The sequence below is a fragment of the Bordetella muralis genome, from assembly GCF_965139205.1.
Lineage (GTDB): Bacteria > Pseudomonadota > Gammaproteobacteria > Burkholderiales > Burkholderiaceae_B > Bordetella_A > Bordetella_A muralis.
In genome coordinates this window covers 291,206-312,781 of record NZ_CBCSIU010000001.1, presented here as the reverse complement: position 1 = coordinate 312,781, position 21,576 = coordinate 291,206, and the positions used below count along the sequence as shown (strand labels likewise).

Below are 21,576 nucleotides of genomic sequence, written 5' to 3'. Positions count from 1 at the left end.
ACATGTTTCTCTCAGATGACCGCGAGTGGCCAGCTCCTGCCACCAATCCCGAAAACGAGGCCTTCTTCGTCGCCGCCGCGCAGGGCCGTCTCCTGTACGGTCGTTGCCGCGTCTGCGGGCGTGCTCACTATTACCCTCGCCACAGTTGTCCGCATTGCTTTTCGACGGAAGTGGATTGGGCCGAAGCCAGCGGCCGGGGTCACATCTATACGTACACCGTGACTGGTGCGGCCTCGGACCGGCAGGTGTTGGCCTTCGTTGAGTTGGAGGAAGGCGTGCGCATGCTCAGCAATATCGTGGATGCAGCACCCGGGCGGCTTGCCGTTGGCACCCCGGTGCGCGTTGCATTCGGCCGCGCCGGTAGTGTCAGGGTGCCGGTCTTCGTGCTAGACCGGGTGGGAGAGGGCACGTGAACCTAGACGCCGTCAAGGCTTGGAGCCGCACAGTCGTCCACGACTACACCGCCCGCGACTCGGCGCTCTATGCGCTGGCTGTTGGCGCCGTGTCCGATCCTCTCGACGCACGTCAACTGCAACTGGTGGACGAGACCAACCAGGTGGCCGTCCCTTCCATGGCCGCCGTTATCGCCTCTCCAGGTTTCTGGGCGCGTGATGAGAAGTCGATGGAGATCGATGCCGCGCGCCTCGTCCACGGCGAGCAGCGGATTGCGTTGGAGCGTCCCTTGCCTGTACATGGCCGCGTCGTTGGTATTTCGCGTGTGTGCCGCATCGTCGATAAGGGGGCGGGAAAGGGCGCACTGATAACAGTGTGCAAGACGCTGCAATCGGAGAGTGGCGATCGCTACGGGCGCGCTTGGCAACTGTTCTTCTGTCGCGGCGATGGGGGGTTTTCGGCGACCGGGGCAGACGATCTCGTCTTGGGCGACGAACCCCTGCCGGCGCTGATTGCTTCGCCGGCGCGCGAGCCGGATCTGCGCGTGCAGTACTCCGTGCGTGCTGATGCAGCGTTGCTGTATCGGTTGTGCGGCGACAACAATCGACTGCATATCGACCCGCAGGCGGCGCAGCGCGCGGGCTTTCCCCGACCCATCCTGCACGGGCTAGCGACCTATGGCTTCGCGGCCATGGCGGCCATCCGGGCCTTCGCGGCGAGCGACGCACAACGGCTGACCGCTCTGGACGCACGCTTTTCGGCGCCGATCTACCCGGCCGAGGAGATCGAGTTCCGAATGTGGGACGAGCGCGACCACGTGGCGCTCGAGGGCCACGTGGTCGCGCGTGGGGTCGTGGTGATCAGCCACGCGCAGGCGCGTTTTAAATGATTAAAGGTGAATTCATGAACGAATCCATGTTAGGAAAGGTAGCTGTGGTCACGGGGGCCGGAGGCGGTATCGGCCGCGACATCGCACTGCAGTTGGCGCAAGCTGGCGCGCGCGTGGTGGTGAACGACATTGGTGTGTCACTCAGTGGCGAGGGAAGTGATGCAGGGCCGGCAGCGGCGGTGGTGGCGGAAATCCGCACCGCGGGTGGCGAAGCTGCCGTCAACACGGACTCCATTGCCACGCGCGAAGGTGCGCAACGCCTGATCCAACAGGCGGTCGACAGCTTCGGGCGAATCGACTGCGTGGTCAACAATGCCGGCATTCTGCGAGACCGCTACTTCCATAAGATGAGCGAAGAAGAATGGGACGCCGTCATGAAGGTGCATCTGTACGGCTCCTTCTATACCAGCAGAGCGGCAGCTGGGCTCTTCAAGGAGCAGGGCGGCGGGTCCTTCGTCCACATGACATCTACTTCGGGCCTAGTTGGCAACCGCGCGCAGGCCAACTATGCGGCTGCCAAGATGGGCATCGTTGGTCTATCGCGCACAATCGCCATTGATATGCAACGTTCGGGTGTGCGCTCTAATTGCATCGCACCGTTCGCCTGGGGGCGCATGGTCGCGTCAGTGCCCATCACGACCGACGCCCAGAGGTTGGCAGCTCAGCGCAAGCAGCAACTGATGACCTCGGCCAAGGTTGCGCCTCTGGCGGTCTTTCTGGCCAGTGACTTGGCCGCGGATGTTAATGGCCAGGTGTTCGCCGTACGTGGCAACGAAATCATGCTTATGAGCCAGCCGCGCCCGGTCAAGTCCGTGCACCAGTCCGAAGGCTGGACGGTGCAAAGCATCGCCGAGCATGCGCTGCCAGCGGTGCGCAGCGCGCTCACGCCACTGGAGGAGACGGCGGACGTCTTCAACTGGCCGCCTGTCTAAGCGTCGGCGCAATTACCGGTTGGGGCATCTGCGATATGGCGATGCCGCTGTGCCGCGAATGGCGGTGTGCCTTGTCCTCTCTTTGAGTCGAAATAGTCATAATTGGAGATAACGTGGATCTGACGTATAGCCCGCAGGACCTGGCATTCCGCGATACCGTGGTCGCATGGCTGCAGCAGAATTTGCCCGAGGATCTACGGGACAAGGTGCTCAACCACAGGCGGCTGAGTCGTGAGGACTTCGTGCGTTGGCACAAAATCGTGGCCGCGCAAGGATGGGTGGGGACCAGTTGGCCGGTCGATTACGGTGGAACCGGTTGGACAGCAGTGCAGCGCCACATCTGGGACGAGGCGTGCGCTGTGGCCGGTGCTCCGATTATCATGCCTTTTGGCGTCAACATGGTGGCACCGGTCATCATGGCCTTCGGCAGTGAGGCGCAGAAGCGCCATTACCTGCCGCGTATTCTGAACTGCGACGACTGGTGGTGTCAGGGCTATTCGGAGCCGGATGCTGGCTCCGACCTGGCTGCGGTTAAGACCCGCGCCGAACGCATCGGCGACCACTACGTTGTGAATGGCCAGAAGACTTGGACGACGTGGGCGCAGTACGCCAACATGATTTTCTGCCTCGTGCGTACCGATTCGAAGGCGCGCAAGCAGGAAGGAATTTCCTTCTTGTTGATCGACATGAACAGCCCCGGCATCACGGTGCGGCCCATCATTATGCTCGATGAGGAGCACGAGGTTAACGAAGTGTTCTTCGATAACGTCCGAGTGCCGGTGGACAACTTGATCGGCGAGGAAAACCGCGGGTGGACCTATGCCAAGTACCTCCTGGGGCATGAGCGCACCAACATCGCCGCTGTTGGGCGCTCCAAGCGGGAGTTGCGGCTGCTCAAACAGTTGGCACACAAGCAGCGCAAGAACGGCGAGTCGTTGATGAGGGATCCAGTGTTCGCCATCAAGGTGGCCTCCTTGGAGATCGAGTTGATGGCGCTTGAAATGCTCGTACAGAAGACCATCTCTCAGGAGGGTCACCGGACGTCGCCGGCCCCAGAGGCTTCCATGTTGAAGATCAAGGGCAGTGAGATCCAACTGGCTATCACCGAGCTGATGCTCGAGACGGTGGGGCCCTATGGTGCACCCTTTGATCCTGCGTTCCTCGCCGGGGAGCGCGCACACTGCATCACGCAGAACGACGACGCGGCGCCCCTCGCGTCGCTGTACCTAAACCATCGAAAGATAGCGATCTACGGCGGCTCTAACGAAATCCAGAAGAACGTCGTCGCCAAGCTCGTACTGGGCCTGTAAGGAGGGTCATCATGAACTTCGACTATACGCAGGAACAACAGCAATTCGCCGACGCGCTACGCCGCTGGATTGAAAAGGACTACGGCTTCGAGCAGCGCCGCGCTACCATCCATGGCGAGCTCGGCACATCCGAGAAAGCGTGGCGCGCGCTGGCCGAACTCGGCGCTATGGCATTGGCCTTGCCGGCGTCCGTGGGCGGATTCGAGGGCAGCGCCGTGGACATGTTGATCGTGATGGAGGAGCTAGGGCGCGGTCTGGTGGTCGAGCCTTGCTTCTCAACGGCGATGGGCGCGGAGTTCCTCAAACTGTCGGGCGGACATGACGCACGGCTGGAAGAGGTCGCGGCAGGCCGGCTCAAGCTGGCTTGCGCACTAGGAGAACGGCAATCTAGGCACGACCTGTTCGACATCGCGACAACTGCCAGGGCGAGAGAGGGCGATTACGTGCTCGACGGTATGAAAACGGTCGTGACACATGGCGCACAGGCCGACCACCTAATCGTGTCTGTCCGTACTTCGGGCGCGCAGCGTGAAACGAGCGGCATCTCCCTTTTTCTATTGCCGACCGACACGCCTGGTGTCTCAATGCGCGAATACCGAACCATCGACGGAATGCGCGCGGCCGACGTCGAGCTATCGAATGTCCGCTTGCCGGCGTCGCTCTTGCTATGCTCCGAAGGCGCTGGATGGGAGCCTCTGGAGGCCGTGACTGACTACGGCATCGTGCTGCTGTGCGGTGAAGCCGTCGGCGCCATGGATTCTCTGAACGCCGCGACGCTCGCGTACTTGAAAACGCGTCAGCAGTTCGGTGTGCCAATTGGCAGCTTTCAGGTATTGCAGCACCGCATGGTAGACATGGCCATCCATCTGGCCCAGGCGCGCGCCATCGCCACGCTGGCAGCAGCGAAGCTGTCGGCTGCCACCGATGCGCAGAATCGCAGGCGGATGGCATCAGCCGCCAAGGCGCGTGTCGGGCAGGCCCTGAAGTTCATCGCTCAGCAAGCGGTGCAGTTGCATGGCGGGATGGGGCTTTCGGACGAACTGCCCGTCTCCCACTACGTCAAGAGGCTTACGGTAATCGAACTGATGTTGGGGGACACGGACCATCACCTGGCCCGGTTCGCTGCGCAGCCTGCTTTTTTTGAAGATAGCGCCTTGACTTGAAATGGTATGCGGCTCATTTCCTTCCCCACGGTAACCGACTGGTTTCCTTGTTCGATACAGCAAAGGAGTCATCATGAAGCGTCGCATTATTTCCTCGTGTTGCAGGAACCTCATTATTGCTGCTGCGCTGACATCAGCGGGTACCTTGGCTGTCGCGCAGTCCAACTTTCCCGCTAGGCCAATCAAGCTTATCGTGCCAACCAGCCCGGGAGGCAGCATCGACACGATCGCGCGAATCCTCGGTGACGAACTCACCAAGGAGTTCAAGCAGCCAGTCGTTGTGGAGAACAAGACCGGTGCAGGCGGAATGATCGCTGCTACAACCGTGTCGCAAGCGGAACCCGATGGGTATACGTTGCTTGTCACGCACACGGGCGTCCTGCAAGCCGATCTGCTGCACAAGAAGCCATCCTATCGGTTGAGCGATCTCGCTCCTGTTGCAGAAGTGTCTAATACACCGGTCGTGTTCGGGGTGGGCAGCAACTTGCCGGTGACCGATTTGAAGTCGTTCGTCGCACTTGCCAAGACGGAGCCCGAGACGCTGAGCTACGCCTCTTACGGAAAAGGGACTTCGGCGCACATCTGGGCAGAGCAGTTCTCCCAGCATGCCGGCATCAAACTGTTGCACGTTCCCTATAGTGGGGAGATGCCTGCGTTGCAGGACGTTCTCGCAGGCCGCGTCACAAGCGGTTGGGGCGCCGTCGGCACATACAAGCAGCATGCCGATGCCGACAAGATCCGCATACTTGCTGTGGCGAACCCTACGCGGTCAGTTCTGCTTCCGAACGTGCCCACCTTTATCGAAGCTGGCTTCCCCGAAATGAATGCCAGCGGATGGTGTGGCGTCTTCGCCCCTGTTGGCACCCCTAAAGCTATCGTGGCGCAGCTATCGCGAGCTATCACCAAAGCCGTGCAGCGTCAGGATATTGCGCAGCGTATTCTGGCGACCGGACAGGAGCCGACCGGAGCCGACGAAGAAGCCTTCGGCAAGCGCGTGGTCCACGACCGGCAAACCTGGGCTAAGGCGATCGCCGACTTCAATATCACCCTCGATTGACCGCTTTCCAAGGAATGTGGATAAGGTCCCATGACGAAACCGCAGAATATCCGTACTTGGCCTCAGCATCTTCCGTATCAGTTGACGACGCCGGCCACGAACCTTTACTTCAACTTGGTCGTATCGGCGACCCGCTTCCCTGAAAAGACGGTCCTGATCGATTCGTTCGGCTCCCTGACGTACCGTGAACTGCTTGATCAAGTGGACCAGCTGGCTGGTTTTCTGGAGCAGGACCTGGGCGTCCAAGGCGCGGAGCGAGTCATGGTGTACATGCAGAACTGCCGCGAGTTCATCATCGCCTACTACGCGATCCTGCGCGTCGGCGCCGCGCTGGTACCCGTGAATCCGATGAACAAGCGTGGAGAGATCGGGCACTATCGAGCCGACAGCGAGGCGCGTGTCGCCTTCTGTAGCAAGGAGAACCTGGACGAACTGTTGGCCATGGACGGCGCCGCAGATCTTGTGGCGGTGATTGTTGCCAACAGACAGGCGTCGACGGGCGACGCCCCAGCTCGACTGCCGCCCGCTGCGGCGCCAGTGGTGTATGACTTCGAGTCTGCCATGACGGCCGGGCGCGTGCCAAGCCATCCTGTCGCGCATGACCCTGCACAATTGGCGGTGATCCTCTACAGCTCGGGGACCACCGGCAGCCCCAAAGGCTGCATGCATACGCATCAGTCGATGATGGCGAGCACCAACACAGTGGCGCATTGGATGGGCATGCAGTCGGAAACGGTAGTCTTGGCGGCGCTACCTTTCTTTCATATCACGGGCATGCAGAACATGATGAACGTTCCTATTTACGTTGGGGGGACGCTGGTCCTGCTGCAGCGCTGGAATCGGGACGCTGCAGCCGAGCTGATTGCTAGGCACAGGGTGACGCATTGGAATACGATGCCGACCATGCTTATTGACTTCCTGGCAAGTCCTCAGATCGCCAGCTATGATCTGCGCTCGCTTAGACGTCTTGGCGGCGGCGGGGCCGGCATGCCCCAAGCGGTGGGGGAACGCATCAAGGCGCTGATGGGAGTCGATTTTCTGGAAGGCTATGGCTTGTCCGAGGGTATGCCCTTTATGGGCAACCCGGCGGCGCACTTTAAGCATCAATGCTTGGGTGTACCTCTGTTCGACACGGATGCGCGCATCGCGGACCCCGAGAGCATGAGGGAGCTGTCGCAAGGCGAGGTGGGCGAGATCGTCATATCCAGCGATAAGATGTTCAAAGGCTACTGGCACAATGAACAGGCGACGCGCGAAGCATTCATCGAGTTGGACGAAAAAAGCTTCTTTCGCACTGGCGATCTGGGCTATGTGGACGAAGAAGGTTATTTTTTTATCGTCGACCGGCTCAAGCGCATGGTCAATGCCTCCGGCTACAAGGTATGGCCCACCGAAATCGAGGCATTGCTTCATGAGCATCCGGATGTGCGGGAGGCTTGTGTGATAGCCGCCAGCGATCCGTATCGGGGCGAGACGGTCAAGGCCGTGATTGTGCTGCATGACGCTGCAAAGGAACGTGTCGCTGCTGCAGACATCATCGACTGGTGCAAGGTCAGGATGGCAGCCTATAAATACCCCAGGCTGGTAGATTTCGTGGATGAGCTTCCCAAATTGGCCACTGGCAAGATCGCATGGCGACAACTTCAGGAAGCTCAGCGGGAAAAAGATCGAGCCGAGCCTGCGCAGATTTGACGGCCTTGCCAGATCCAATCACGCAGTGCCCGTAAAACTATCCGATCAATGGCTGCATTCTTCAAAATCAGGGTTCCGAAATGGAAAAGGGTTGCCGCAATAGGCAACCCGATCTCCATAGAACGAAGTTAACCGCCAGTCTGCAAAAGACTTACCAAATCTACTGTCGGCATTACATCGGCGTACTTGCTTGCCATGTCGAACAGGTTTACGGCATGCGATATCTGCGACCGGTCATAAACGGCGTCCTGGGGTACCACCACCTTATAGTTCAGCGCGCAAGCATCAACTACGGTGGCCCTGACACAACCGCTGGTCGTGCAGCCCGTGACCACCACCGTGTCCACGCCAAGGCCAACCAGGTAGCTTGCAAGTGCAGTACCGTGAAAGGCGCTTGCCTGGTGTTTTGGAATCTGGATGTCGCCTTCTTGTGGGCTGACCTCTTTGACGAAGTCATAGTCAGGCGCCGACACGTTCATGACGCCGGGTACCTTGGCTTCGAACTGGCCACGATCGTGGGATCGTTTCGGGGCGACATGCGGATACAGCACGGGTGCACCTATTCTCCGGAACTCGGCCAACAGTTGGGCGATATGCGGTACGGCGCGCCAGCCGTGCTCACCGCAACTAGTAGGCATGCTCTTGATGGCCTGCTCAATGGGCATAGGCTCGTAGCCCATTGAGCGGTATTGCACATCGATAACCAGCAGCGCGGGGCGCTGACCTATCCCGGTCTGCGCTCCCCAGCCCGCCGTCCGATATATGTTGAGCTCTTCGTCTGGAATGACCCCATCCCACGGGCGTACACGTTGTCCCTGAACTTCATTCATGGTGTCAGATCTCCACAGAGGTAGCGTCGTACTGAAGCAGCCAGTCGTAGCGCTCACTGACGGCCTGCTCTGACCAGTGCTTGTGGATGTACGGCCAGGCGGTGGCGCTTTCCGCGAGATCGGGGCTATGGAATATGCCAAACATGTTCAGCGACTCGGCCTTGGTGCGATTGGCGCGGTCGATCCGGGCGCGATCGTATCTTTGCAGCGCTTCGGGAATGGTGTCCGCGTTTTGCTCCAGGCAACGTGACAGAACGAAAGCATCCTCCATGGTCAGGTTAACCCCCATCCCCAGGTAGGGTGTCATGGAATGGCAGGCATCCCCAACCAGGGTCACTTGCCCCTTCGACCATGATTCGAGCGGATCACGGACGAACAACCCCCAGCGGAACAGGTTTTCCGATCCGACGAACAGATCGATGATGTCCTGGTGCCAGCCCGCGAAATCGTTCAGCGCATCGGCGAGATCGCCTTTCTCGGACCATGACTCGGTGTGCCAAGTATCGCTATCGACCTGGGCCGAGAAACTGACAAACATTTCGCCATCGCGCTGGACCGGGTAGGTGGTGACATGCGCCGTGGGCCCTACCCATGTGGAGGCCAGGGCCTCGCGGTGCTGCGGCTTCAGGTTTTTCATCGGCGCAAGGCCGCGCCAAGCCAGCGCACCGGTATAGCGGGCGGGCGCGGGACCGAACATTGACTGGCGGACCCGGGAATGCGCGCCATCGCAGCCGACGACCACATCGCCATCCACATGGTGGCCATCGTCAAGTAGCAGCCGGGCGCGCCCATCGACGGTTTCAGCGCCGAGCGAGCGGGCCCCGAAATGAACCGCATCCGGCTTGATGCTGATAACCGCTTCATACAGTACGCGCTGCAGCTCTGCTCGCAACACTTGAATCAGGGTATGGTCTGCCTTAGGCGTACTGCCTCGCAGGTTGTAGACCGATTTTCCCTCACCGGTCTTCCAGTACCGGATAAGCCGGTCCTTCGGCGGAAGATTGATGCGCTGCAGTGTTTCGGTCAGGCCAAGCGCCTCCATGACCCGCGCGCCATTCGCCGAGATCCACAATCCCGCGCCTACCTCGCGCAGCTCGGACGACTGCTCATAGATGTCGACGTCGAATCCTTTTTTCAACAAAGCGATTGCGAGGGTCAGCCCTCCCATTCCGGCGCCCGCAATAATCACGTGCGGCCGAGGACGAGTGTTCTTGGAATCAGACATTTGTTCCTCTATTGATAGTGCGATGGGTTTTGAATGAGGTCCATGATGGCCTCAAGAATCTTGACGTAGCCGGTGCATCTGCAAATATTGCCGCGCAGATAATGGCGTACGGTCTCTTCAGATGGTTTCTCGTGGCGCGCCAACATCGCCTTGACAGACAGGATCATCCCCGGCGTGCAGAATCCGCACTGCAAGGCGCCGTGCGCGATGAATGCGCGCTGGACGGGGTCCAGCTCTTTGCCATTCGCCAGCCCTTCGATGGTCGTCACGTCACGTTCGTGCGCGTCGGCACACAGCGTGGTGCAACTGGAAGTCGGGTTCCCGTCCACAAGAACCGTGCAAGCACCACAGACTTGGACGTCACATGATCGCTTGGTTCCCTTCAGCTGCAAGCGGTCACGCAGTACGTCGATCAACATCTCGCACGGTTCGATGTCCACGGAAGTGGCTTTGCCGTTGAGATTGAAATCCACGCGCATTATGGGAAATTCGTATTCGGTCTGGCTCATGGCAAGCACGCTTTAAGAGCCCGTTCGGCAAGAACGGATACAAGATGGCGTTTGTAGTCGGCGCCGCCGTGGAGGTCGTCATGGGCGTCGATGTCTTCGGCATCTTCGGCCACGGCAAGCCGCAGGTGATTCCATATCTCGTCAGCGCACAGGTCGGGGGAGAGGCCGGCCGCCACTTGCTCCGCTCGCCCCAGTCGAGTAGGCCTGGCGGATATCGCGCCGGCCCATAGGCTCAGGCGTTGCGGGTTGTCTATGGACCAGACGGCGGCCACTCCCACGGCGGGCCGCTCGGTATGCCCGAACGCTCGGTAAGCCGATCGGGTGCCCGATGACTGAGGCGCGATATCGATCGACGCCAAGATTTCGTCTTCCTGGCGAGCCGTTGCGAACTCGCCGAGATGAAAATCCCTGGACATGACTTCACGTTGCCCATCAGGGCCAGCCAGGACCAGCCAGGCGTCCAGGGCACAGAGCATGGTCGGCGCGTCGGCGTGGGGCTCGGCAAAGCAAAGCACGCCCCCCAGGGTGCCCGCGATCCGGACTCGGATATTGGCAACATGCTCGCTCAGCTCGGCATACCCCGGCAGCGATTCGCGCACGATCGGGTCATTCGCGATCTTGTCGTGCGTAGTCAGCGACCCGATTGCTATCGTGCCGTCGCTTCTTAGCCGCACCCCTTTTAGCTCATCAATTTGCTTGAGATCTATTACATGCTCGTATCGCAAGACATGGGCTTTCAACGCGACCAGCAGCTCTGTCCCCCCAGCATGGAACGCGGCGGCGTCGCCATACTGCTTCTTTAGCGCAATGGCCTCTTCGAGACTGCCAGGCCGGTGCAGAAAGAATTTCTTGGCACGCATTCAGCCACCTCGCTTGCCCAGGCTCGCAGCCGCGCCCAGTAAAGGAGCGGCCAGCCACCACCACGGCGACTGGCCAAACGCGACCGCACCGTGTGCGACCCCGATGGCGACGGCTACGTTGATACCCAGCCTGGGCCAAAGAAAAACCAGTTCGGTGCGGCCCTTTTCAGGTGCAGGCGGTGCAGGCGCGAAATGCGTGGGCTCCTGTTGCCGTGCTGCGGTGCTGGAAGGCGCGGGCTCGATCTGCACTGCAGATTCGGCGGCATGCGGTTTTCTGTCGGGTGCCGGTCTGCCCGGCGCACTGGGCTGCGGTTCCGGCGCCACGGCTCGGACGCCATCCAGGTTCGACAGTTCGGCGCGCAAGCGTTGCTCGAACTCGGCAAAAAGTTGCTCTGAACGCTTGCGCACAATCGGGTAGCCCAGGGAAGCAAGACGGCCTGCGACTTGCATGCTGGCGCTGACGTCCAGCTTGCACACCACGTCCTTGCCGTCGCGCCGTTCTTCGAGATTAACAACCATGCCTACGTCGATGGTCGTGCCCGTAGCCTTGTCTTTGCCGGCAGCTTTCAGGGAAACCTGCCGCTCTATATCGTAGGACTCGATAATGATGCGGGTCGGCACTTCCAGCTTGAAAGGCCCGATCTTCTGCCGCATGACTGCGGCGAACTCTTTGAGTTTTTCTACCTCGGCGACGTCCTCGCAACCCGGAATGAGGGCAGCAACCCGCTGTACATCGAAGAAGATGGCCCACAGTTGCGCGGCAGTGGCCGGTAATAGTGCGTCGATTCTGAAATCCATGGCGTCGCTTATTTCTCGTTTAGGGTTTTGTCTCTTAACGCGCGCCAGACGCGCTCTGGAGTCAATGGCAGTTCCTTCAACCGGATTCCCCAGCCTTGGAACAGAGCATTGGCTACGGCGGGCGCCGCAGGCAGGATCGCTCCTTCGCCGCCGCCACGTGATCCGAATGGGCCGGGTCCGTCACCGCTCTCTATCAGGGTGGTTCCAACCTGATCGGGCAGCTCTTCCATCGTGGGCACCTTGTAGTCAAAGAGTGTTCCGTTCACGACCTGGCCGTCTTCGTAGATGTATTCCTCTGACAGCGTGTGGCCCAGCGCCATTACCATGGCGCCTTCGTCCTGGCCTTCGGCGGCCTTGGGATTCATCACGTGGCCCAGGTCGGCGGCACCGCCCGCCCTCAAAACCTTGATGGCACCTGTTCCTTCGTCGAGAGCAATTTCAAATGCCCCGGCTCCCGTCTCCCAGAACAGCGGCTGCAGTTTGAAACTGCCGTCCTTGGTGTTGGGATTGACGCGGCCGACGCCCAGGAACTCGCCCGCAGCCATGCCGTTGAAGCGTCGCAGAAGCTCCATCAATGCAATAGATCCCTGTGGCCCTTCGACTGCGCCGTCCACCAGTTTGTAGTCGTCCGGGTTTCCTCCCAGCACTTGGGCAGCGGTGTCGCGCACTTGGCGCACGATGTCTTCGCATGCCATTTGCACAGCCAGGCCTATGATGACTGTCGAGCGGCTGGCTCCGGTGCCCCAGTCATACGGAGCCTGCAAAGTGTCCGGCTGCGCGACAGAGATCATGCGCAAAGGCTGGTTCAGAGTCTGGGCGGCAATAATGCGAAGCACCCCACGGCTTCCTTGCCCGATTTCAACCGTATTCGCCGAAACATTCACGGAGCCGTCAGCACGCAAGCGAACGATAGAGCCGCCGATCGGCATGATTCCGGGATCAGTCGCTCCCACAGCCACACCGACCCCGCGTCGCCCTTCGTGGCGGGACTCGGGCAAATTCTTGAGCGTGTCGAGCGCCGCACGTAACGACCGCCGCATATCGACGTCGATCGGCCGCAGATCGTGCTTCAGGGTCTGGCCTTTTTCAGCCAGGTTGCGCATCCTGAATTCGACTGGGTCATAACCCATGGCGTCGGCAATGATGTCCATCTGCGACTCGGTAGCCCATACAGCCTGCGGGCCCCCGATAGACCGGAATGCAGCGCCCGGTACCGTGTTCGTGTAAACGCCTACGGCCTCAAGTCGAAGATTGGGTATGTGATACGGCCCGATCGCCCGGATCGCGGCCTTGACGGCGATGGCGGGCCCTGTATCCGCGTACGCGCCCCCGTTCAGCACGGCGCGCACCGACTTCGCAACGATTCTGCCGCTTTTATCTACAGCCGTCTTGAGCTCCACCTCGGCGTCAAGGCGGCGGCAGGTCAACATCGACTCGGCGATCGTCAGGCAGACCCGAACGGGCGCCCGTGCCTTCCAAGATAGTGCCGCCACCAGGGGATCGATCTTTACCGATGCCTTTCCGCCGAACCCGCCTCCGACATAAGGAGAATGCACCCTGACGCAGGCCAACGGTATGCCCAGGATTTCTGAACAGACGCGCTGGATAGCGGTGGGGGTCTGGCCTCCGCTCCAGATCTCCAACGAGTTGGGCTTCCAGTCTGCGATGCAGACGTGCGGCTCCATCGCATAGTGGAAAACCATGGGAAAAGTGAAAGTATCCTCAAAGATCCGGACGTCGCCCTGGAACACGCGATCGACGTCGCCACTTTCATAGGCCCATTGCTGGAACTGGTTGGTTCCCTCGATTGGCGTGCAATGCCCTCGAAAATAATAGTCCTTGAGGACATCCATATCTTCGTGGACCAGTGCGGCGCCCTCGGCAAGAGCCTCTTGCGCCGTTGTCGAATGCGCCAGCGTCTCATAAGTGACAACGATGGCATCGACGGCTTCTTCTGCTGTGGCCTCGTCGATCGCGGCCACCGCGGCAACAGGGTCGCCCACGTAACGTACTTTTTCCAGCGCAATGACCGGACGATCGCGCAACGATAGTCCCCACCGGATCTCGGCACCCGGCAGGTCTTTGAGGTCGTCGCCTGTCAGGATGGCCACAACGCCCGGAATTGCAAGTGCCGCGCTCAGGTCCAGCTTCGCAATGCGAGCGTGCGGCACGGTGCTGCGCAGGATCTTGCCGTGCAGCATGTTCGGTATGGCGATGTCGCTCGCGTAGACTGCCGCACCCGTGACTTTTTCAATATAGTCTGAGCGGGGCTCGGTGCTGAGCGAAAACAGAGGCTTGGAATGCATGAGAAGGCCGGGTTTTAGTTTTCGAGCGAGATCTTCGAACGCGCGATCACGTCCGTCCACAATGCAGTCTCGGCGGCTTGCCGCTTTACAACGTCTTCGGGCGTGCTGGACGCGGCTTCGACGCCCACAGCGCCCAAGCGCTTCTTGACCTCTTCCGAAGCCATCGTCTTGGCGATTTGCGGCACGACCTTGTCGATGACGTTCTGCGGCACACCCTTGGGCGCATAGAGGGCAAACCAGGTAACAACGTCGAAGCCCGGAAGCACGGTTTCAGCCAACGTGGGAACGTTGGGCAAGGCTTCGGATCGCTTTGCCGTCGTGACGGCAAGCGCCTTCAACTTGCCGGACTTGATGTAGGCCAGCACCGCAGGCCCCTGCTCGATTGCCATGACGACTCGATCGGCGATCAGGTCGATCACCATGGGGCCGCTCCCCTTGTATTGCACCGGAAACACATCGACGTCAGCGCGCTGCTTGAAGAGTTCCATGAACACGTGCTGCGAGGTGCCAGCTCCGGCGGACCCGTAGCCATATTTGCCGGGGTTCTTCTTGAGGTAGGCAATTAATTCCTGGATGGAGTTGACTGGCAGCGTCGCGGGCACAACCACGTACGACGGATTGAATCCGAGAATGGAGATAGGTTCGATCTTCTCGTAGACGCCGCTCATCCGTTCGCTGAGCAGCGGCAGCACGGAAAACATGGAAGACGCGCCGATCAGCATCGTGTAGCCATCAGGCGCCATCCGGGCTGCGTAGTCTGCACCAATGATCCCAGACGCGCCTGCGCGATTCTCGACCACGACCGACTGGCCCAGCTCGTCTAGGCCCGCCGCGACCGAGCGGGCGTACAGATCAGTGGCTCCGCCCGGTGGATAGGGCGCGATGAGCGTGATGGGTCTGTCCGGATACTGCTCGGCGTTGGCTGCGCCCATCAAACAAAGACTGCCACAGGCCAGGCTTGCGAAAAGCTTCTTCCAGCTTACGTTATGCATCGTGGATACCCCTGGGAAGTTATAGGACGCAACAGCAAGAGCTGCAGCCCCGTGTTCTGTTAAGAGGAACTGTATTCTGCCTAACAGTACGCTACAATGTCAACTAGGATATGCACTAGAAAATTGAGTGAACAAATGTCGGAAGCTCCGGATAATGATGTAAAAGCGGGAGGCGTTGCCGCAGTAGAGCGGGCGATTGCTATACTCAACGCCTTTCGTGCGGGCGACAGTTCCTTATCGCTGAACGAAATCGCTCGCCGAACCAAGATGTACAAGAGCACTATCCTGCGCCTCTTAGCAACGTTGGTGCAGGAGCATTGCATCGTGCGCTTGGACGACGGAAGCTATCAGCTAGGTTCGATGCTGTTGCACTGGGGCGGGCTTTACCAATCTGCTCTGCGTCTGGACGATCATGTGCCACCGATTTTGCGTCGGCTTGTTCAGGAGACTGAAGAGGGGGCGTCGTTTTTCACTCGCGAGGGCAACCACCGCGTCTGTCTTTTCCGGGTGGACTCGCCGCGATCGATCCGGGACCATATCCGAACCGGCGACCTCGTGCCGCTCGATAAAGGAGCGGCGGGCCGGGTTCTGATGGCGTTCGACCCGGCGATCACTCCTCGATCACAGGCTCCCGTGCAGCCCTACATTATTACGATCGGCGAGCGCGAGCCAGATATTGCTGCAATCGCGGCACCCGTATTCGGCCCTCAGAGAAATCTGCGTGGGGCCCTAGCCATCTCCGGGCCGGCTGCCCGATTCTCTGCAGAGTTGATTTCGGCCATGTCCGTCCGCTTGCTGGCAGCCTCGGCCGATCTGACGCGCCGGCTGGGTGGTGATGCCACTATATTCGATAGTTGGCGTCCAGCGGACAGCTCCGTCGCATTGGGTGAGTCGGCAGACTAGGGCGATCCCACGGGTCATTCAAGCGTGGTGATCGACCCGCATTGCAGGGTGAATGACGTCGCCATCTTTCAGAATCTGTGTTCCATCTAACCAAAGGTTGCATCGGCGCATAGGCAAGTCCAGATGGCAAGCCGTGTCGTTGTCTCCCCCCACTTCCAGGTTTGGCCCCAGAGAAAAAAGTACATTGCCATAGAACGACAACGCGTTCATCACATGTTCGGCCGGCAATTGGCGTGTCACCGAGAACTGGTACCAACGCGCTTTCTCGTTGAGCCCCCAGCCTATGTGTGAAATCGCATAGGCCCGGTCATCACTGAAGCTCTTGATGTAGCTATCGATCAGTTGTGCATCAACGCCCGCGCCTGATATGTCCACGACATTGCCATTTTTTATCTTCAATGTCACCGGCGACTCAACATACTTCTTGAACGCGCAAAGAATATCGCCTGGCTGCAACACGACCGTGCCGTTGACTCCGCCATCATTACCCTGTGTGAAAGAAAATCCCGACGGGAAGTGATCCCAACGGCCAGGCTCATAGGTGTAGCCATATTCTGAGATCACAGGGTACTGGCCCAACTGATAGGTGACGTCTGTGCCCGCATCAGAGGTGAACCGAAGCTCTCTTGCTTGCTCGAGCATCTCCTTGGCGTATTCGACGCGACGCCGCAAATCTTCGGTAGGGAACATCTGCTTTAATACGTGAAAGGGTTCCATTACGCGAAGAATACGTACGCCGGCGGCCTGGATTTCCGCCTGTTCGCGCGAGAATAAGAGGCCAACCATATCGATTACCATGTCCGCCGACTTGAGCGTCCGCATTGCGAGTTCATTTCCCACAACGGGATGTCGCCCTTGCACACCCACCGCGTTTTGCTGGCTGCGGCGGACATTCAGATTGAAGGTCGTTGCTTCCAGGTGTTGGGCCGCGGCCATAAAAGCATTTGCGTTCTCTTGCCATTCATCATCGGCGGTCAATACTACGACCGTTTCTCCCGATTTGACGCCGCATAGCCTCAATTCTCTCGTGAACAGATCCAGTACTTCCGCGTCCAGTTTCAATTGCTGTTCCTCTCGATGGTCTGATGATGCTGGGCAAGAATATCGCCCAACGCCTGTTTGAATGCCTCAAAGTTCTCGGCCTGCATCTGGTGGCCTACGCCGGGTAGGCGCGCGACCGAAATATCGCTGCGCAACTGATGCATCTCCGTGACATCTGCGTCGGAAACGACCCCGCCTTTGCCCGCACAGAGCATCGAAAGTGGTTCCTTCGTCTGTGCGAGATCAGCGAAAAGATCTTCATTATGAAAATCGTCGTAGGCAACGTGCACAGCGCGCTCGTCACAGGTAGCCAGCCATTCCGCACGCAGCTGCTGCAGTTTGCCTGGCCATGGGGCGGCGCCACTTTGTTGCATCCACTCAAGCGCTTCACCACGATGGGCCGCGCGCAACAAGGCCAGGGTTCTGGACTTCGGCACTGGATAGGATCTCCGGCCGGGGCCGCTAGTGGGGGGGTCAATCAGCACGAGTGCGCCGAAAAGTCCAGGCGATAGCGTGGCAGCGCGGAGCGCGATTCGTCCACCCATGGAATGACCCACCACGATGGGTTGTTCCATACCTGTGGTCTGAACGAACGCGACTATATCGTAGGCGCAGGCAGTTACGCCGTAATCTAAATGTGGGCCGCTTTCGGATAGTCCGCGTCCTCTTACGTCTAGGATACGGCAGTCATATTCTTCACAAAGCTGTTGCCCAACGTGACGCCAGAGAGCGGCCGGACTGACGATGCCCGGGATAATGAGCACGTTGCGGCCAGCGCCGGCGAAGTGCAAATAGTGCTGGCGAATACCGTTCGCACGCACATGCGCTCCTGTCCCCGTATTCACGTCACCTCCTTTTTGGCTAGTTGCCACCGTTATCTGTCTGCCTTCAACCGGCCACCTCCTCACAGCGAAAAAAGGAATAGTGGTGCGTTAGGCAGAACTATATTCTATCAGCAGGAATTCTCAGGTCAATCTGGATATTCAAACCTACGGGTAGGCGAATAATGTGATGTACCGGAATAGAATCGGTCAGCCGGCCAGCCTGAAAACCGATCTCGACCGCTATGCGCAGTCTTGTTGAACAGACTTACGGCGTGCTGGTCGATGTCGTGACGCTGATTCCGCAGATGTTGGAATTGATCGCCAGTTGTCAGCAGCCGGGTAAATCGCTGACGGCGATTGCAATGGATCACGGGATCAATCCCAATTTGTTGCGTCGGTGGATGCTCGAACACGAGCGACTCGGACATCATGAGCCAACTCAAGGCATCCATACGTTGGCCGATCACACAGACGGATCGATGCGCAGCCTGGTTACGTGACGTCATGCGATGATCCGCATCGACCAAATCTGGCTGCGGCCGAACCAATGGACATGCGCGCGGGTACCGAGACTGCGTTGGCCCGAGTCGTAAAGGTGTTCGGTGCTGCCCACCCTCATCATGCATACCTATTTGCAAACCGCCGAGCCAACCGCCTAAAAGTGCTGGTTCATGACGGCATTGCCGTCTGGCTGGCTGCCAGACGATTGAATCAAGGTCGATTCACGCGGCCACGTCCTGACTCCCCAGGTCTGACGCTAACCGAAGAGCAGTTGCAGGCCCTGGTCATCGGCTTGCCCTGGCATCGAATGGGACCAAGCGGAATTATCGATAGTCTGTGACCGGTAGCGCGCAATCGGGGCATGCGCCAATAACCTCACCAGGGTGAACATGGCAACTGAGGGCTATGATCACGCCGCCCGCTACCGACCTCGCAAACCTGGACGCAGACGCCTTGCGCCAGTTGCTGCAGGACAGCTGGGCCGAGCGTCAGGCGTTAGAAGACAAGATCCGCTTCAAGGACACCAGAATCGCGCAACTGACTCACGAGATCACAGGGGTTGGCGTGTGCGGCGTGCAACTGCAGCCGTTGGCCGATGCCTTGCGCCAAGCCATCCTGACGCATCGCGTGGTCCATGCCGACGAAACGCCTGTGCAACAAGCATCCAGATGCGGAGCAGTCCATTAAGGCATGGGTAGATGAGATTGCTAAAGCGCAGTGGACTCAGCCTGCTGATATCAAGGCGCACTATCGCAGCGCTAGCATCTTCAAGAATCGGCATGTGGTTTTCAATATAAAAGGTAATGACCACCGACTAATAGTTGCTGTTGCATTCAAGCTCGGTATCGTTTACGTGAAGTTTATTGGCACGCACGCTGAATATGACAAGATTGACGCCGAAACCGCGGAAATGGAGTGATTATGGAAATCCGCCCCGTACATACTGAGGCCGATTACAAGTCGGTTCTAAAGACAATTTCGAGACTAATGGAATCGGATCCGGAATCGGGTACGCCTGATGGTGATCTGCTCGATGTTTTGACTACGTTGGTTCAGGCCTATGAGGCCAAACACTATCCGATCGATCTACCGGATCCTGTCGAGGCCATTAAGTTCAGAATGGAGCAGGGTGGCCTCATGCCGAAAGACTTGGAGCCAATGATAGGCAAACGTAATCGCGTCTATGAGGTGTTGAGTCGTAAGCGTAATCTGACGTTGCCGATGATTTGGCGCTTGCATCAAGAGCTTGGTATTCCGGCAGAGAGTTTGATTCGGCCGATGGCCCACGCATAGTCTCTTTCCTAGAACCAAACAAAAAGCCGCTCTGCATTTGCAGTAGCGGCTTTTTAAATTCTGGTGCCCAGGGCCGGAATCGAACCGGCACGCCTTGCGGAGGGGGATTTTGAGAATGACGGAATTTGAGATGATAAAACCCGCTGGAACCCGCTAAGCCGCGCTAGGCTTGGTTTTCCGGAGGGTCGGATCAATTTAGCATTACGCTGTAATTGGACGATTTTGGGTGAGTTTCGCTCTCCCGTGGCTCCTATTTGGTTCCTGGAAATCGTCATTTAACAGGAGGCGTTATGGCTATTTTGAAGCTAACCAAAACCGTTGTGGAAACTGCCGCAGCTGCGGCCAAGGACTACGAACTGCGTGACACGCTCGTTCCTGGCTTCGTTTGCAAAGTCACCACCAAGGGCAAGAAGATATTTGCCCTTCAGTATCGCACAAATGCGGGGGAGCGCCGTAAGCCGACCATCGGTCGCCTTGGAGAATTGACCGTTGACCAGGCGCGAGAGATTGCACGAGACTGGCTTGCCGATATTCGCAAGGGGCACGATCCCAGCGCGGAGAAGGCTGCGGCCCGTCGAGCTTTGACTGTCAATGAATTGTGCAAACAATTCATTGAGGAGTACTCGACGCCGCGCAACAAGCCCAGCACGGTTCAAACATACCAAGAGCATATCGACCGTTACATCATTCCGGCCTTGGGCCGCATCAAGGTGCCAGATCTGACACGTGCCGATGTGAGTGAAATGATGCGTGCCTATTCGCGCATTCCTTCCACGATCAATCGTGCGTTCGCATGCCTGCGCAAGATGCTGAACATGGCAGAGGTGTGGGGGTATCGTCCGGATGGCTCGAATCCTTGCCGTCATGTACCGATGTACCCGGAGAAGGGGAAAACCCGCTTCATCACTGACGAGGAGCTTGTGCGCATCTACGAGTACCTGGATCATGCGGATGCGGAGGGCTTGGAGCATCCACTATTGACCCTAGGCATACGTCTGCAGTTTTCTTTCGCAGCACGTATGTCTGAGATCAGGCAGATGGAATGGGCGTGGGTGGATTTTGAGAATCGCCGCATCGAGTGGCCGGACAGCAAGACGGGGAAAATATCGAAACCCATGAGCGAAGATGCGTATCAGCTTCTGATTTCGGCGCCTCGCATTGAAGGGTCACCTTACGTCTGCCCAAGTGTATTTCGTGCCGATCAACCGATGTCCGAGGGAACCTATAAGAACGGTTGGACGCGTATTTTGGAGCGTGCCAAGGTACCTCACGTCGGCACCCATGGTATTCGTCATCGGGCCGCTACTGACATTGCCAATTCGGGGGTGTCAGTCAAGATTGGCATGGCGCTGACAGCGCATAAAACGGCAACAATGTTTATGCGATACGTCCATGCAGAAGATCATCCTATTCGGGAGGCGGCCGAACGCGTGGCGAATTTGCGTAAGGGACTGGTCGGAGCAAGTCTAGAGGGGAGTGCCCCACAGGTTGCTCTAGGCCCAACCGATCAGGATAGAGGGCATACCAGCTTGGGGAAGTACCGACCGTATCGACATCGTCGAGTGTTGGATCGCGCTATTCCGCCCGGGACCAAACACGCAGGTTCGTTGAAGGTGGAGCAGTCATGACAGATGAAAGATCTAAGACGGAAGAACAGCTCATTGAGCGCTACGGTATCCTCTTATCGCTGGATGAATTGTCAGCGGTTCTTAAACGCAGTCGGGATGGCGTACGCGTAGCGATGTTGGGTGGCTCGGAGTTTGCTCGGACCTGGGGGCCACTCAAGAGAAAGATAGGGCGGCGTGTATATTTTCGAGCGAGCGATGTCGCACAAGTAATTGACGGTAATCATTGATATTGAGCCATAACCGTAGTTTAGGCGGTGTCCGACGGTTGCAGCGCTTTGTCCGAAATTGCGGACAAGCAGCCGCAATTTACGCTAGTGCGGCCGCGCGTTGTGGGCTGTCGGCAAACATTCGGATGAATGGACCTAGTTCAATCGTTCATCCGGCATGGCTGCCTCGATTCTTCCATCTCAAGAACGGAATGTCCGTTGCA

General features: G+C 58.6%; 22 protein-coding genes and 1 pseudogene. 14 read left to right on the top strand and 9 right to left on the bottom strand.

Features of this window, described 5'->3' with window-relative positions; all coding sequences use genetic code 11:
• The first annotated feature begins 2 nt into the window (after nt 1-2).
• From ACNA0I_RS01445 to ACNA0I_RS01415, 7 genes are all read left to right on the top strand, one after another.
• On the top strand, nt 3-413 hold the full coding sequence (locus tag ACNA0I_RS01445) for a Zn-ribbon domain-containing OB-fold protein (RefSeq protein WP_415804281.1): 411 nt from the start codon (nt 3-5) through the stop codon (nt 411-413).
• Nucleotides 410-1,282: a MaoC/PaaZ C-terminal domain-containing protein gene (locus ACNA0I_RS01440; protein ID WP_415804280.1), complete on the top strand. Its 873-nt coding sequence runs from the start codon at nt 410-412 to the stop codon at nt 1,280-1,282. Before ACNA0I_RS01445 ends, ACNA0I_RS01440 begins: the two co-directional genes overlap by 4 nt.
• Before the next feature lie 14 nt (nt 1,283-1,296).
• Entirely contained in the window at nt 1,297-2,214 is a 918-nt protein-coding gene (locus tag ACNA0I_RS01435) for an SDR family NAD(P)-dependent oxidoreductase (protein ID WP_415804279.1), read from the top strand.
• A 113-nt stretch (nt 2,215-2,327) separates the two neighbouring features.
• The gene (locus ACNA0I_RS01430) at nt 2,328-3,524 is read left to right on the top strand and encodes an acyl-CoA dehydrogenase family protein (protein WP_415804278.1); all 1,197 of its coding nucleotides are present in this window, start codon (nt 2,328-2,330) and stop codon (nt 3,522-3,524) included.
• An 11-nt stretch (nt 3,525-3,535) separates the two neighbouring features.
• The gene (locus ACNA0I_RS01425) at nt 3,536-4,687 is read left to right on the top strand and encodes an acyl-CoA dehydrogenase family protein (RefSeq protein WP_415804277.1); all 1,152 of its coding nucleotides are present in this window, start codon (nt 3,536-3,538) and stop codon (nt 4,685-4,687) included.
• A gap of 73 nt (nt 4,688-4,760) precedes the next feature.
• Complete coding sequence (locus ACNA0I_RS01420) at nt 4,761-5,744, top strand: Bug family tripartite tricarboxylate transporter substrate binding protein (protein WP_415804276.1); 984 nt, start codon at nt 4,761-4,763, stop codon at nt 5,742-5,744.
• Nucleotides 5,745-5,774: 30 nt separating this feature from the next.
• Complete coding sequence (locus ACNA0I_RS01415) at nt 5,775-7,436, top strand: long-chain-fatty-acid--CoA ligase (protein WP_415804275.1); 1,662 nt, start codon at nt 5,775-5,777, stop codon at nt 7,434-7,436.
• 128 nt (nt 7,437-7,564) lie between these two features.
• Here ACNA0I_RS01415 and ACNA0I_RS01410 read toward each other — a convergent pair whose 3' ends face one another.
• From ACNA0I_RS01410 to ACNA0I_RS01380, 7 genes are read right to left on the bottom strand one after another with little or no spacing between them, the layout of a single operon-like run.
• Entirely contained in the window at nt 7,565-8,266 is a 702-nt protein-coding gene (locus ACNA0I_RS01410) for an isochorismatase family protein (RefSeq protein WP_415804274.1), read from the bottom strand.
• Nucleotides 8,267-8,270: 4 nt separating this feature from the next.
• Nucleotides 8,271-9,491, bottom strand: coding sequence for an FAD-dependent oxidoreductase (locus ACNA0I_RS01405; RefSeq protein WP_415804273.1), 1,221 nt, complete (start codon nt 9,489-9,491; stop codon nt 8,271-8,273).
• A gap of 8 nt (nt 9,492-9,499) precedes the next feature.
• Nucleotides 9,500-10,000 (bottom strand): (2Fe-2S)-binding protein, encoded by a 501-nt coding sequence (locus tag ACNA0I_RS01400; RefSeq protein ID WP_415804272.1) that lies wholly within the window; start codon nt 9,998-10,000, stop codon nt 9,500-9,502.
• Nucleotides 9,997-10,860, bottom strand: a complete 864-nt coding sequence (locus ACNA0I_RS01395) for an FAD binding domain-containing protein (RefSeq protein WP_415804271.1) — start codon at nt 10,858-10,860, stop codon at nt 9,997-9,999. The genes ACNA0I_RS01400 and ACNA0I_RS01395 overlap by 4 nt, the downstream gene beginning before the upstream one ends.
• On the bottom strand, nt 10,861-11,658 hold the full coding sequence (locus ACNA0I_RS01390) for a CoxG family protein (RefSeq protein ID WP_415804270.1): 798 nt from the start codon (nt 11,656-11,658) through the stop codon (nt 10,861-10,863).
• 8 nt (nt 11,659-11,666) lie between these two features.
• Nucleotides 11,667-13,964 carry a xanthine dehydrogenase family protein molybdopterin-binding subunit gene (locus tag ACNA0I_RS01385; RefSeq protein WP_415804269.1) on the bottom strand — a complete coding sequence of 766 codons (2,298 nt, stop codon included), beginning with the start codon at nt 13,962-13,964 and terminating at the stop codon, nt 11,667-11,669.
• Nucleotides 13,965-13,978: 14 nt separating this feature from the next.
• Nucleotides 13,979-14,956 (bottom strand): Bug family tripartite tricarboxylate transporter substrate binding protein, encoded by a 978-nt coding sequence (locus tag ACNA0I_RS01380; RefSeq protein ID WP_415804268.1) that lies wholly within the window; start codon nt 14,954-14,956, stop codon nt 13,979-13,981.
• A gap of 123 nt (nt 14,957-15,079) precedes the next feature.
• Between ACNA0I_RS01380 and ACNA0I_RS01375 the strand changes: the two genes are divergently transcribed.
• Nucleotides 15,080-15,859, top strand: a complete 780-nt coding sequence (locus ACNA0I_RS01375; protein WP_415804267.1) for an IclR family transcriptional regulator — start codon at nt 15,080-15,082, stop codon at nt 15,857-15,859.
• Nucleotides 15,860-15,877: 18 nt separating this feature from the next.
• Here ACNA0I_RS01375 and ACNA0I_RS01370 read toward each other — a convergent pair whose 3' ends face one another.
• Nucleotides 15,878-16,921 (bottom strand): M29 family metallopeptidase, encoded by a 1,044-nt coding sequence (locus tag ACNA0I_RS01370; RefSeq protein ID WP_415804266.1) that lies wholly within the window; start codon nt 16,919-16,921, stop codon nt 15,878-15,880.
• Nucleotides 16,918-17,721 (bottom strand): alpha/beta fold hydrolase, encoded by an 804-nt coding sequence (locus ACNA0I_RS01365; protein ID WP_415804265.1) that lies wholly within the window; start codon nt 17,719-17,721, stop codon nt 16,918-16,920. Before ACNA0I_RS01365 ends, ACNA0I_RS01370 begins: the two co-directional genes overlap by 4 nt.
• A gap of 245 nt (nt 17,722-17,966) precedes the next feature.
• Here ACNA0I_RS01365 and ACNA0I_RS01360 point away from each other — a divergent pair, with 245 nt between their 5' ends.
• From ACNA0I_RS01360 to ACNA0I_RS01335, 6 genes and pseudogenes are all read left to right on the top strand, one after another.
• Nucleotides 17,967-18,224 carry a hypothetical protein gene (locus ACNA0I_RS01360; protein ID WP_415804264.1) on the top strand — a complete coding sequence of 86 codons (258 nt, stop codon included), beginning with the start codon at nt 17,967-17,969 and terminating at the stop codon, nt 18,222-18,224.
• Nucleotides 18,225-18,271: 47 nt separating this feature from the next.
• A complete protein-coding gene (tnpB, locus tag ACNA0I_RS01355) occupies nt 18,272-18,565 on the top strand; it encodes an IS66 family insertion sequence element accessory protein TnpB (RefSeq protein WP_415804263.1) in 294 nt (97 codons plus the stop codon).
• A 218-nt stretch (nt 18,566-18,783) separates the two neighbouring features.
• Nucleotides 18,784-18,882: pseudogene (locus tag ACNA0I_RS01350) on the top strand (IS66 family transposase); the annotation flags it as partial.
• On the top strand, nt 18,860-19,144 hold the full coding sequence (locus ACNA0I_RS01345; RefSeq protein ID WP_415804262.1) for a type II toxin-antitoxin system HigB family toxin: 285 nt from the start codon (nt 18,860-18,862) through the stop codon (nt 19,142-19,144). The pseudogene ACNA0I_RS01350 and the gene ACNA0I_RS01345, both read left to right, overlap by 23 nt.
• Nucleotides 19,141-19,518, top strand: a complete 378-nt coding sequence (locus tag ACNA0I_RS01340) for a helix-turn-helix domain-containing protein (RefSeq protein WP_460478283.1) — start codon at nt 19,141-19,143, stop codon at nt 19,516-19,518. The genes ACNA0I_RS01345 and ACNA0I_RS01340 overlap by 4 nt, the downstream gene beginning before the upstream one ends.
• A gap of 290 nt (nt 19,519-19,808) precedes the next feature.
• Nucleotides 19,809-21,146, top strand: coding sequence for a tyrosine-type recombinase/integrase (locus tag ACNA0I_RS01335; RefSeq protein ID WP_415804260.1), 1,338 nt, complete (start codon nt 19,809-19,811; stop codon nt 21,144-21,146).
• Nucleotides 21,147-21,576: the final 430 nt, after the last annotated feature.